The 13,013-nt window shown below is 46.6% G+C and carries 11 protein-coding genes and 1 tRNA gene; 6 read left to right on the top strand and 6 right to left on the bottom strand.

Going from position 1 to position 13,013, the window contains the following annotated elements:
• Positions 1-3 precede the first annotated feature (3 nt).
• The 3 genes from BMY75_RS11640 (at position 4) to BMY75_RS11630 (ending at position 4,600) form a co-directional block, all read left to right on the top strand.
• Positions 4-2,760, top strand: a complete 2,757-nt coding sequence (locus tag BMY75_RS11640; RefSeq protein ID WP_074834038.1) for a glycoside hydrolase family 3 protein — start codon at positions 4-6, stop codon at positions 2,758-2,760.
• 3 nt (positions 2,761-2,763) lie between these two features.
• A complete protein-coding gene (locus BMY75_RS11635; RefSeq protein ID WP_074834037.1) occupies positions 2,764-3,084 on the top strand; it encodes a hypothetical protein in 321 nt (106 codons plus the stop codon).
• An 82-nt stretch (positions 3,085-3,166) separates the two neighbouring features.
• Positions 3,167-4,600: a hypothetical protein gene (locus BMY75_RS11630; protein ID WP_074834036.1), complete on the top strand. Its 1,434-nt coding sequence runs from the start codon at positions 3,167-3,169 to the stop codon at positions 4,598-4,600.
• A gap of 57 nt (positions 4,601-4,657) precedes the next feature.
• On the opposite strand, the gene BMY75_RS11625 is transcribed toward BMY75_RS11630, so the two are convergent.
• Positions 4,658-5,245, bottom strand: coding sequence for a helix-turn-helix domain-containing protein (locus tag BMY75_RS11625; protein WP_074834035.1), 588 nt, complete (start codon positions 5,243-5,245; stop codon positions 4,658-4,660).
• Positions 5,246-5,376: 131 nt separating this feature from the next.
• Positions 5,377-5,880 carry a hypothetical protein gene (locus tag BMY75_RS11620; protein ID WP_074834034.1) on the bottom strand — a complete coding sequence of 168 codons (504 nt, stop codon included), beginning with the start codon at positions 5,878-5,880 and terminating at the stop codon, positions 5,377-5,379.
• Positions 5,881-6,209: 329 nt separating this feature from the next.
• On the opposite strand from BMY75_RS11620, the gene BMY75_RS11615 reads away from it, so the two are divergent.
• Entirely contained in the window at positions 6,210-7,268 is a 1,059-nt protein-coding gene (locus BMY75_RS11615; protein WP_081350532.1) for a lectin-like protein, read from the top strand.
• Between the two features lie 165 nt (positions 7,269-7,433).
• Here BMY75_RS11615 and BMY75_RS11610 read toward each other — a convergent pair.
• Positions 7,434-7,517, bottom strand: a tRNA-Leu gene (locus BMY75_RS11610).
• 293 nt (positions 7,518-7,810) lie between these two features.
• On the opposite strand from BMY75_RS11610, the gene BMY75_RS11605 reads away from it, so the two are divergent.
• Positions 7,811-8,191, top strand: a complete 381-nt coding sequence (locus BMY75_RS11605) for a response regulator (protein ID WP_074834032.1) — start codon at positions 7,811-7,813, stop codon at positions 8,189-8,191.
• Positions 8,192-9,076 carry a chemotaxis protein CheX gene (locus BMY75_RS11600; protein ID WP_074834031.1) on the top strand — a complete coding sequence of 295 codons (885 nt, stop codon included), beginning with the start codon at positions 8,192-8,194 and terminating at the stop codon, positions 9,074-9,076. It begins immediately after the preceding gene.
• Between the two features lie 139 nt (positions 9,077-9,215).
• Here BMY75_RS11600 and BMY75_RS11595 read toward each other — a convergent pair whose 3' ends face one another.
• The 3 genes from BMY75_RS11595 to BMY75_RS11585 all read right to left on the bottom strand — a co-directional run bounded on the left by BMY75_RS11595 (position 9,216) and on the right by BMY75_RS11585 (position 13,010).
• Positions 9,216-10,793, bottom strand: a complete 1,578-nt coding sequence (locus BMY75_RS11595) for a hypothetical protein (protein ID WP_074834030.1) — start codon at positions 10,791-10,793, stop codon at positions 9,216-9,218.
• Positions 10,759-11,301, bottom strand: a complete 543-nt coding sequence (locus tag BMY75_RS11590) for an RNA polymerase sigma factor (protein WP_074834029.1) — start codon at positions 11,299-11,301, stop codon at positions 10,759-10,761. The genes BMY75_RS11595 and BMY75_RS11590 overlap by 35 nt, the downstream gene beginning before the upstream one ends.
• Before the next feature lie 308 nt (positions 11,302-11,609).
• Complete coding sequence (locus tag BMY75_RS11585; RefSeq protein ID WP_074834028.1) at positions 11,610-13,010, bottom strand: family 43 glycosylhydrolase; 1,401 nt, start codon at positions 13,008-13,010, stop codon at positions 11,610-11,612.
• Between the last annotated feature and the right edge of the window lie 3 nt (positions 13,011-13,013).

Raw genomic sequence — 13,013 nt, 5'->3', positions numbered from 1 at the left:
GCTATGGCTACACTAAACTGGAACGAATATCTTGCAAAAGCGGCAGAAGTCAATGCAGAGGGCGCTGTACTGTTAGTCAACAACGGTGCTCTCCCGCTGGATAAGAACTCGGAAACGGCTGTTTTCGGACGTATACAGCTGGATTATTACAAAAGCGGCACAGGCTCGGGCGGCATGGTGAATGTTGACAAGGTCACTGGCATCGTTGACGGTCTGCTTGAAGCAGGTGCAAAGCTAAACGAGGAAGTGCTGAAAACTTACAGAGACTATGTGGCAGAACACCCCTACGACTACGGCGAGGGCTGGGGCGGTGAGCCCTGGTGTCAGGAAGAAATGCCCCTTGATGACGCTCTTGTTAAAAAGGCGGCTGAGACCTCTGATACGGCTGTTTGCATCATCGGACGTACTGCGGGCGAAGAGCAGGACAACGGCGTAAAGGCGGGTTCGTATCTGCTGACCGATGGTGAAAAGGCTATGCTGCGCAAGGTCAGGGACAATTTCAAAAAGATGGTCGTACTGCTGAATGTGGGCAATATAATCGACATGGGCTTTATCGACGAATTCTCCCCCGATGCTGTGATGTACGTATGGCAGGGCGGAATGACAGGCGGTACAGGCTCGGCTAAGGTACTGCTGGGCGAGGTATCTCCCTGCGGCAAACTGCCCGATACCATAGCGTATGATATCAGTGACTACCCCTCTGACAAGTATTTCCACAACAGGGACAGAAATTTCTATGTCGAAGATATATACGTAGGCTACAGATATTTTGAGACCTTCGCTAAGGATAAAGTCAGATTCCCCTTTGGCTTCGGCATGAGCTATACCAGGTTCGAGATAAGCGCAGAGGGCAAAAAAACGGACAGCGGTGCAGTTATCACCGCTAAGGTAAAGAACGTTGGAAATACCGCAGGCAAGGAAGTTGTACAGGTATATGCAGAAGCGCCCAACGGCAAACTTGGCAAGGCCGCAAGAGTTCTCTGCGGATTTGAAAAGACAAAACTTCTTGCTCCCGACGAAGAGCAGGTACTGACCATAGAGGTCAGCGACCGCGATATAGCTTCATACGATGACAGCGGTGTTACGGGTCACGCCTATGCGTGGGTAACGGAAGCGGGCGAGTACAAGTTCTATGCGGGCAGCGATGTTCGTAGCGCGGCTGAGTGCTTATCCTTTGTGCAGGATGAGACCAAGGTCATCGAACAGCTTGAGCAGGCACTTGCGCCTGTTATGCCTTTCAAGAGAATGGTACGCACCGCCGAGGGGCTCTCCTTTGAGGATACTCCCCTTTCAAAGGTTGATGAAGCCGCACGCAGGCTTGAAAATCTCCCAGAAGAGATTGCTTTCACAGGTGACAAGGGCATACGCACCGCAGACGTTTTCCACGGCAGTAACACCCTTGATGAGTTCATCGCACAGCTAGACGACAATGACCTGAACTGCCTTGTGCGCGGTGAAGGTATGTGCTCGCCTAAGGTAACTCCCGGTACTGCGGCGGCTTTCGGCGGTGTGGCAAAGCATCTGGAAGAACTTGGCATACCCGCAGGCTGCTGTTCTGACGGTCCTTCGGGAATGAGACTTGACGTAGGCACCAAGGCATTCAGCCTGCCGAACGGAACCCTTATCGCGGCAACATTCAACAAGCCCCTTATCACCGAGCTTTTCACCTATCTAGGCATGGAGATGAGAGCTAACAAGGTGGATTGTCTGCTGGGACCCGGTATGAATATCCATCGCCACCCCCTCAACGGCAGAAACTTCGAGTATTTCTCTGAAGACCCTGTCCTCACTGGAGATATGGCGGCTGCCGAGCTGAAAGGTCTGCACTCACAGGGTGTTGAGGGTACTGTAAAGCACTTCTGCGGAAACAATCAGGAGACCAACAGACATTTCCTTGATTCGGCAGTAAGCGAGAGAGCCCTGAGGGAGATATATCTCCGCGGCTTTGAAACAGCTGTCAAGGAAGGCGGTGCAAGGTCTGTGATGACTACCTACGGCAAGGTAAACGACCTGTGGACAGCGGGCAGCTTCGACCTTAACACCATGATACTCCGCAAGCAGTGGGGCTTTGACGGCTTCACCATGACAGACTGGTGGGCTAACATCAACGACCGCGGCGAAGCACCCGACAAGAACAATTTCGCGGCGATGGTACGCGCTCAGAACGATGTGTACATGGTATGCGCCGACGGCGGAAGCGGAAGCGACAATGTTCTGGCGGCACTGAGTGACGGCAGACTTACCCGCGGCGAGCTTCAGAGGTCTGCAAGAAACGTTCTCAGCTTTATGATGGATACTCACGCTATGGCGAGAAAGCTTGGTGAGGATGAAGCTGTTGAAGTTATCAACAAGCCCGCCGAGACCGTTGATGACGGCGCAGGCGACAGAGTTTTCCTGCTGGACGGCGAACTTACCATAGATATGAGCGGTGTCAAGACCAAGAGAAATCTTGATTTCAGCTTCACTGTGGATGTGGCACAGTTGGGTCAGTACCGCATGGAAATGACTGCAAGTTCGGAACAGAGCGAGCTGGCTCAGATGCCTGTGACGGTATTTAGCATGGGTACTGCATGGGGCACATTCACATGGAACGGCACAGGCGGAAAGCCCGTGACCTTCGCTGTAGAAGAAATGCCGCTGTTCTCACGCTACACCATATTCAGACTGCATTTCGGTCTTGGCGGACTTGACATGGACAAGATAGTTTTCAAAAAGATCAAAGCCGCCGAGGGCACAGGTCTGAGTGTTGAGGATATATAAGATATGGCTTCTCACGAAGATTTTCTGCTGGCGGAGAGCCTGCATTACGAGGTAAAAGGCTGTTACGAAAGGGCTGTGCTCGTCAACAAATTGACGGGCACGATCTCCCCGATATGCGAGATGTACGGCGACCCCGAGGGCGCTATAATAGACAAAGACGAACGCTTCGCAGTAGTTTACGGCTGCGGAGCTGTTGTCTGCTATACGGCAGACGGTGCTGTGCGGAAGATATCCTCAGAATGGATCGATTCCGCACGGCAGATAAGCACAGAGGAGATCGAGCTTGTTTTTGAGGACGGCAGCAGAGAGATCATTAAGGTTTGATATATAGTAAATGGCGCTGAAATTTCTGATGTCATCTGCTAGAATATAAATTTTCAATTATACTATTTTTGGAGGAATCACAATGAAGAAGATCACAGCATTTACAATTGCGGCAATTATGGCTTTAGGCATGACAGCCTGCGGAGATAATACGGAGAAAACTTCCGAGAAAAAGCAGGAGAGCAAAACTTCAGTCGCTGAAACTCAGAATGAGAACAGTGCCGGTGATAACAGTATCAGCGAAGAGGTTCGTGAAGACCTGCTGAAAGCGGCTAACAACAATGCAAAGTTAGGCTATACCGCTGTTGCAGAATATCTTGCAGATATGGAAACACAAGGCAGGATCTCCGAAGCGAACGAACAGGAAGCTGCCGACTTTGCGATAAAGGAACTTGGTTCAAACGGAAACATCAGCGGTTCGCTGGGCGTAAGGTTCGATGGATCAGATGATTATGGCTTTATCAACTTCACAGTGCAGTTCCGTACCGATGAGGACATCACTGTTATAGGACAGTACCCCGAGCCTGCACAAAGCGTAGATGATATCCCCGAGTGGTCGGCAAAAGCCGAAGCTTCATGCGAAATCTCAGAGTCGGCAAATAATGATGACGATGAAAATGGCGACGGGATCATTTCGTCTTTATTTAATTATCGGTCAAAATCAAAACTAAAGAGCGCAAACGGAAATGCTAAAACAGCTTATAACGCAGTGGCTGAATATCTTGCTGATATGGAATGCGAGGGCAGATTATCGGAAGCTACCCCGCAGGAAGCTGCAGCAAAAGCAACGAAATGGTTTCAATCAAATGAATCGTGCGGAATTGTCGGAGTCAGATTCATAGATATATCTAATTGTGAATTTGAAGCATTATGGCGCGAAGACAGCAGTTCCGATATCATCGGCAGATATCCCGAACCCGCAGTTTCTCTGGATGATCATATAGAATGGATCGTTGACGCGGAATGTAAAATCGATGAGCAGGTATTTGAAGAGACGGAATATGACGACCGTGAGGATGATAATGATCTGGACGAAAACGCACATTATACCGATGAAGAGATTGACGCATTCGCAGCGTACCTTGAAGAAGCCCAGTCCAATATGTACGAGCCTTCAGCCGAAGAAAAAAAAGCAAACGACAATGCAAAAATAGCCTATATCGCTGCGGCTGATTACCTTACGGGTATGGAAACTCCTGAAAACGGGGATGGCAGGGATATCGTAACAGCTTTCGTGCGTTCTGAAGTGGCTGAATATATTGCCGGTATGGAAATGAATGGAGAGCTGACCTCCGAAAAAAAGCAGGAGGCTGCCAATATAGCAGCTAAAGCTCTTAAAAACGCAGGTGTAGATGGCAAGGTAGGTTTGCTTTTCATTGAACTGGATAGTTTAAATCCGGATTTCTGCGTTATGTGGAAAAATGAAACAAGCGGTCGTTTGATAGGCGTATACCCTCAGTTAGCCCCTAATGATATGCTCGCGTGGGAATGCGATGTAGTTGCACACGTGGAATAATAACACATAAAAACACCCGTTCTCCGTAACGTCAAACACCGGAGAACGGGATTTTTGTTATTTTATATCCTGATAGAACGCGCCGTGTTCGGTGCAGTACCATATCAGCCTGCCCATGCGCACAAGTGGAAGCCTTGCCTGCATTTTCCATTCGGGGTACTGCCTGAACATCATCATGGTATTGTCGCAAACATACGCCGCAAATGAGATATAATGCTGCTTGGTCATCTCATGGTCGGAAGTCACAAAGAGTTCGCCGTCAATGATTTCTGTCTTTAATAGTTCATCGCCCTCAGCCTTTTTAGGCACCAGCGGAGAGAGTCTGTTTCCGCAGCAGCTTACAGCCGCCTCCGAGGTAGAGGTCATAATGCCGCCGCAATCTTTGCATACGTAGAATCTTATCTTTTTCATATCGCCTTTCTCACTTTCATTGATATCTTTACTGCCCGAAAGCAATGTGTTCACATCTGTACCGAAGACCTCTGCAAGTGCGGTAAGCAGAGATACATCGGGTGCGCCGTTGCCGCATTCCCATTTTGATACAGCCTTGTCGCTGACGTTAACTTTTTCTGCCAGCTGCTTCTGTGTAAGCCCCGCACCGAGCCTTAACTGCCTTATCAGTGCGCCTGTTTTTATCTGATCCATTGTCCCCACTCCTTAATGTCTGCATTTTTTCATACAGCTTTTACTCCGTAAACCCCAAACCTGCCATATCCATAACAGCTATCCGTACATCTTCTGTGAATACTAGTTCGTCAGCATAGCTGTCATTATCATCATGCTTTATGATAATCACCGCAATACCTTAAATACGTCATATCCTCAAAAAGATGATCCGCTTCCTTTCGGAAGAACATCTTTGTACGGTACTTCGATGTATCTGTACTGTAAAGATTTATAGTTGTTCTGATATAATACCACTCACCGTCAAAAGTGGCTTCCCGCTCATTATATACGATCCTTCCGTATTCACCGTCTTTAAGTGTCATAACAGATTTGAAATGCCTGTCACCTGTATGGGTCGTATAGGGAGAATAGAAGATGGTATAGTTTTCATTGTCTTTATCGATGTACACTCTTTCACTTACTTTGAAATGCTCCGAATACGGGAATACTTTTGATTTTCTGAAACGGTCGTCGTGCAGATAATACTCATTTCCGTCAAGGACTATATCATTATCCGGTATGTTTTCAAAACGCACCTCGTTTATCTTTCGCATCTCTTCGCCCGAACGTCTGTCTTTATTATATTTTATCGTTATCATCTGTATAAATAGCATATTCACCCTCCTGTTATGTCCGCAGCCTGTTTGCTGAGATCTTTTACCGTCGTTTTATTTCTTTGGATATATTTTAACCCAAAGATGCATGATTGTCAATCCACGCTCCGTAGATACGCAAAAACGCAGACCCGAAGAATCTGAACTCACATACTTTGCAGGATCAAGAACAATAAACATTCAATTTCGGTGAATTTATTTGTTTATTTAACATATAAACGTATTTCAATTAACTGCTTGCTTTAGAGCTTTTTGCTATTGACCGAGCGGAGCTTTTATTGTATAATATTATAAACTATTATTAGTTAAATTGTGAAAGGAATGGTATTATGTCAATTAAACAAACTTTATGTGGGATAGCAGCTCTTACACTTATGCTTTCTAGCGGTGCGGTTGTCGCTAATGCCGCAGAAAATGAGATCACTGAAAAGAAACCGATCGATACTTTCTCTTACCGCGGCCATGTATATCAGCTATTTGACGGTGGTCTAACATGGACCGAAGCAAAGGAAGCTTGTGAGAAGCTGGGAGGACATCTTGCTACGATCACTTCCAAAGAGGAACAGGAATCCGTAGAAGGACATCTTGGCGAACCCCTCTGCAACAATTACTGGATTGGCGGATATCGTGATGAAGATTCATGGAAATGGATCACCGATGATAGCTTTGAGTACACCAACTGGGAGTCAGGTGAACCCAATAACTATGGCGGCTCCGAGAATTACATCCATATGTTTGGTGACGGATACAAGACAAGAGGCAGATGGAATGACGCATCTAACAGCGGTGCGGCATACGCCAACAGTTATTACAATCTTGATAAGTACGGATACATATGTGAATTTGATCCGACCAATCCCGATGTTACTTACACCCCCGGCGACGGCTGTGCAAACCTCGAATGGAACGAAGTTCCCAACGCCGAGATGTATGCTGTCTGCGGTTTTGTAAGCGGCAAATGGACAAAGTTGAGCGAGACTACCGACACCGCCTACACCGTAAAAGGACTTACAGCAGGCAATAAATACAAGGTAGCAGTGATCGCCATGTTCGGCGGTGAATGGTACGATGATTTTTCCAAAGCTATCATCGTTACACCGAATTCGGTCGTTGTTTATCCCAAGGTAAGCAATATCAACATAAACAGTAAGACTCATAAGGCAAAGATCGACTGGGAGGGCGTTCCCAATGCTGAGAAATACGGTGTTGCTGTGTTTATAAACGGCAAGTGGAAGGTACAGGGCTACACAGATGCCGATACTACCACTATCACCACCCCCAAGCTCAGACCCAACACTGAATATAAACTTGTTATATGCGCGAAGGTCAACGGCAAGTGGGAGATCGACAAGCTAAACGAAAGAGCATTCAGGTTCATTGCATTATAAAAAATAATCACAGAACGGCTGTACGTGCAAATTCGTACAGCTGTTTTTATTTCTTTTCTGACTTGATTACTTCGCATAAATGACAGGATATTTTGACGCGTTTTATTTCATCATCCCATATATAACAAAAAAACAGACCCCGAAAAGGTCTGCTTTTTCTTTATATGCCGCTGACCGGACTTGAACCGGTACGGTATTGCTACCGGCAGATTTTGAGTCTGCTGCGTCTGCCAATTTCGCCACAGCGGCGTATTCCTGTGTTAATTGACCATAATATTATACCATATAGCGTCTAGAAAGTCAAGTAGTATCCGGCAAAATTATACTCATTAAAATTTATGCATAATCACTATTAAAACAGCCTAAAAAACGGTTGATTTTTACAGAGAAATATGTTAGAATTATTAAGACGAGGTAGGTATGATTTTAAAGTAAATGTCATTTAAAAATTTTATCAAGAACCATTCATTTGGTATATAATGAAAATATGCAGTTTACTGATATCTGCTGCCTTTACAAATATATAAAGGAGGAATTACAATATGGTTATACAAGATCTTAAAGTCCTCATCTGCGACGACTCCATGTTCGCAAGAAAAAAGATGAACATGACTATATCTGCACTTGGTATAAATGAAGTATTTGAAGCAGCTGACGGTGAAGAGGCTGTTGCAAAATACAAAGAAAACAAGCCCGATGTGGTATTTATGGATATTATTATGCCCAGGATAACAGGCATCGAGGCTCTCAAGCAGATCATTGAATTTGACCCCGATGCTAAGGTCGTTATGGCTTCAAGCGTTGGTACTCAGGGGCACTTAAAGGAGGCTTTACGCGCAGGTGCTGCGGATTTTCTTCAGAAACCCATATCTGATGAAGATACCAGAGCTATCCTTGAAAACGCAGCTAAGGGGGTGCTGTGATTGTTTGCTCAATTTTTCGGAGGCTATCTTCTCCATAAAAAGCTGGTCACTTCGGAAGATCTGACCCAGGCTTTTGAGGATAAGAAGCATACAAGAATGCGACTGGGCGTGCTGGCTATAAATGCGGGACTTATGACCGCAGATCAGGTCGAGCACGTTAATATCACTCAGCAGAGCGTTGATAAGCGCTTTGGCGACCTTGCTGTTGAACTCGGATACGTCACCGAAGAACAGGTGGACAAGCTGCTTTCTCAGCAGCCCACGGAATATCTGCTTCTCGGTCAGACCCTTGTTAACAACGGCGTGCTTTCAAATGCCCAGTTTGAACAGGCTATAAATGATTACAAGACCGATAACGAGCTCACGGACAGTGACCTTGAAGGCAGCAAGAACGAGAGTCTGAACAAGCTGGTAACTGAGTTCTATCACCTTGAAGAAGCTTCAAACGCCAGAATGCTGACTGACTACGTTACCATGATGTTCAAGAACATCATAAGATTCATCGACACAGACTTCACTCCACTGGAAGCTATCGTTATCCGTGAATTCGATGCAGAGAACCTCATCGAACAGCGTATCACGGGCAGTTACGATGCAGTTACCTGTATCACTGCCGATAAGGACGTTTACTTTGAGTTCGCCAAGAGATTCGCAGGCGAGAACTTCGGGGATATCACGGGCTTTGAAAACGAGACCGTGGGCGAGTTCCTGAATGTGGTGAACGGTCTTTTTGCAGTCAACCAGTCCAACGAGGGCGGCGCTGAACTCACCATGACACCCCAGCAGTTCATTCAGGATAAGAAGATAAGCTTTGAAAAACCTGCCTTCTGCATACCTGTCGTGTTCAGCTTCGGCGAGGTGGATTTCATAGTCACCGCTGAATAACTTTGATAACAAAGACCCTGTGCCCTGCACGGGGTCTGTTTTGTGTGCATATAGCTATCCCTCGGGATAGCATAAAAACGGAGCACTGCATCACTGCGGTGCTCCGTTTTTTCGTTCTGTTGTCTGTATATTGAAAAAATCACTTGATATCGGTTATATCAATATTGAAGGTCGCCTCGAAAAGACCTTCTTCCTCTTCTCCGTTTTCTCTTCTTATTTTATTGACCTGTAATGTAACGGGAACACTGCTGTCCACATAAGAAAAGTTCACCTTAGCATGGAATACGCAAGCAACTCTCATCTTTGAACCGTCGTCTGCAAGCCAGCTTAGTCCCGAATCCATATAGCTTGAATATGTCAGCGACATTATCGGATCAAGATCTCCGTAGACCAGATCCATGTGATTTTCAGCCCAGTCTTCGTAAGAGAATTTACTGCCGTCCTTTTTGGTAACATCTATGACCACGCCGTAGTTGTTTTCGTCCTTTTCATAAAAAAGTCCGCCCAGTTCGAGGTTGTAGTCTGCAAATTCCTTGATAGTTGTGCCTTTGTCCCTTACGTTGAGTTCGATCGCGACCTGAGATTCTTCGCCCTTATCATTTTCGCCTATAAAGCTAAGACCATCGCTTACAGAAACAGTTATTCCGTTTTGGTCTATGGTATTTGCCCATGAAATACCGATCAAAGAACCCTCTTTGAAATCCTGCCCGGATTCAACAACGATTTCAAATGGAAGACCATAGTAAGCGCACCAGTTTTTAGCTGCATCAAGATTTCTGCTGCTGCACATTGCCCACAGCATATCCTTGTAGTAATTATCCAGACCCATCTCATATAGTCCCCAGAGATAATCGCCGTATATACCCTCGGAAGTATCGGTTATAATATGACCCGGACGGTATACATTGGTGTACCTCTTAACTTCATCGTCCCATCTGAACATCGTATAATCATCGGTCAGTTCATAACAAAATTCGTCTATTCCGTTCTGAACGCCGTTCTTTGCAAACACAAAGATCTTATCACCCTTAGCAAGGACTTGATCTCCCTCATAAGTTTTCTCCAGTAAACCGAACTTTGTGGGCAGCTCATCTCCACAGAGCGCGAAAACCAAACCGCAATGACCTTCTTCATCCTCGAGCACACATTGATAATCAGTATATTCTACTCCGTCTATTGTTTCCTGCCGAATGTCCTCGATCTGCACCATACCTATGAAGTCGGAACTGTCTACAAGTCTGATAGTATCCTCGTCCGCTTCTTCGCGCCATTTTTCCCATCTGTCATAATCTATATCATCGGTCGTCATACTGTCTGCTTCATCCACGGTCGAAGCTTCATCTTTTTCTGCGGTGCTCTCAGACGATACCTCATCTTCGGCATCTGTTGTATAAACTGATGATGTTGTTCCCGCTGAGCCGGGAGCTGTTCCTTTGCTGCCTCCGTTCGTGTGTCCTGCCGCGAAGATTCCTCCGCCGACTACCAGTACAGCACAAGCTGCTGCTATCATACCGCCTCTGCTGCTTCTTATCCTTGCTCTCTCTTCTGTGTTTTTCATAGTGTTGTCCTCCAAATTCTGCTGTGCTATGACAGCTGTTTCGTTGTCTGCGTGAGAGTTTACTGCCGCGCTGTCTTTCTCTACGGCTGCGATTATCTCATCGAATATCCTTTTCTTTGTCTCTTCATCGTATCTCTTTATCCCTTCCGAAAACCGCATATCTCTCACCCTCCTTTAGTTGTTTTCTGAGCTTTTTCAATGCACGGTACATCTTTGATTTAACCGTGGATTCCGCCAGCCCCAGCGTTTTTGCTGTCTTCTCGATGGTATAGTCGTGACCGAAGTGCAAAAGGAATATCCTGTAAGTGACTTCGTCCGAATTTTTCAGGCTTTGAAGTATCTCTTCATAAGCAAAGCCGTCGTCGTTCTCCAGACTGTCCAGCGCCTTTTCGTCTACTATCTCGATACTGTCATCAAGACTTTCCGTTATGCGTTTTGATGAGTAGTGGTCTGCCAGACCGTGCTTTGCACTTCTCAGTAAGTAATGCTTCGGGTCGAGTATCTTTTCACCTGCCAGCATACGCTTGTAAAAGCTGAGATAGACGCTTTGCAGGATATCCTCGGCAGTTTCGCGGGAATCGGATTTGATGATAAGGTATTTATATATGTAGTCATAGGTCTTGTTGTATATCATCTCAAAACGTTCCCTGACGTTTACTTCGCTCACGGCTCTCACCTCCTCCTTTCTTAGGGGACTTTGCCCTCTCGCTTTAATAGACGGACTGTCCTGCAAAAAAGTTTCACTCCGAAAAAAAATTTTTTGCAGATGATTTGCGCGGGGATTTTGCCCTCTCGCTTTAATAGACGGATCGTCTTACAAAAAAGTTTCACTCCGAAAAATTTTTTTTGCAAATGATTTGTGGGTAACTTTGTCCTCTCGCTCTAATAGACGGTACTGTCTGCAAAAATGTTTCAGAAAAATCCAAAACGCCCACGGAAATTTCCGCGGGCGGATGGTTATTCAATATTATGGCTTTATTCCAGCGTTATGGACTTCAGCTGAGGGCCGCCGCTGCCCTTGTAGGTCAGCCAGATGGCATTTACGCCGTCGGGTATAGCAACATCTGTGCCCGATGTTGTCCACACATTATTGCCCACAACATTTATCTCGCCAAGTACTTCGCCGTCCCATGCGGTCTTTATCTGGAAAACACCGTCGCCGTATGCGCGGGTGGCTATGCTGATTCTCTTTATGCCCTTGCAGTCGAAATATTTGAAGCCGATGTTGGTGCCGTCGCATATATTTGCGATATAGCCTATCTCCTCATCGCCGTCCTTGCCGTCCTGCACTATGCGGGGCGAGTTAAGGTCGCCGATGTAGAGTTCTTTCTTCTCGGTGAACAGACAGCAAGCGATATAAGCGGGATACTCGCCCTTGCCCTCAAGAGGTCCGCCGTTGAGTCCGCAGGAAGTTATCTCCACCTGAGGGAAACTGCCGTCTTCTTTCAGCGTAAGCTTTTCGGCACAGCCCTGACGTGAGAACCATGTGCCATTGGTGTGGCGATGATAGAAGATATACCACTCGCCGTTTATCTCGATGATACTGCCGTGATTGTTTGCGCCGCGGCAGGTGGGCATATCGGCGGGCTTATAGGTATCGATATGCAGGTCGGTATTGCTGACCAGCACTCCGCCATACTTGAAGCCCTCCAGAGGGCTGTCGCTTACTGCATAGCAGAGTTCGTGCATAACTTCGGAAGAATATACGAAATAGTACTTGCCGTTCACCTTGCGTATAGAGGAGGCTTCAAAAAATGCGTGTCCCTCCCACTGGGTGCCTGCGCTGTAACAGCTGCCAGGTGCGATAAGTTTCGGCTCGGTGAGTACGGTGAGCATATCTTTATCAAGGGTAACTACTTTTGAGCCTGTGCGTGACTTGTCACCTGCGCCGCAGAAACCGCTGTACATATAGGTAACATCGCCCTCAGTGATAACACCCGGGTCAAACTGGGGTTCATCGCCCTCGCGCTCGCCCAGCTTAGTGCCGTCCATATAGTGGACATATCCGTAGAATTCGTACTTGCCTGCGGGTTCGTCACATACTGCAACGGACATTACGCCCACCTTATCAAGCACGTAATAGAGATAGTATCTGCCATCGGGGCCCACGGTAACATCGGGGGCATAAAGGCACATATGACCGTCCTTGTTGAGAGGGTCGGCGTTGCGGGGGTAGATAACACCCTCGTATCTCCAGTTGCCAAGGTCATTTATTGGTGCTGACCAGCATACGTAGTCGCCCATGCAGAACACGTAGCCGTTCCAGAAATCGTGTGAACCGTACACATACACCCTGTCACCGAACACATAGGGTTCGCCGTCGGGTATGTACTCCCAGCTGGGAAGATACGGATTAAAAGCCTGTTTTTTGCTCATTAT

This window comes from Hominimerdicola alba (genome assembly GCF_900109655.1).
Taxonomy (GTDB): Bacteria; Bacillota; Clostridia; order Oscillospirales; family Ruminococcaceae; genus Hominimerdicola; species Hominimerdicola alba_B.
This window is presented reverse-complemented; position numbering and strand designations above follow the sequence as displayed.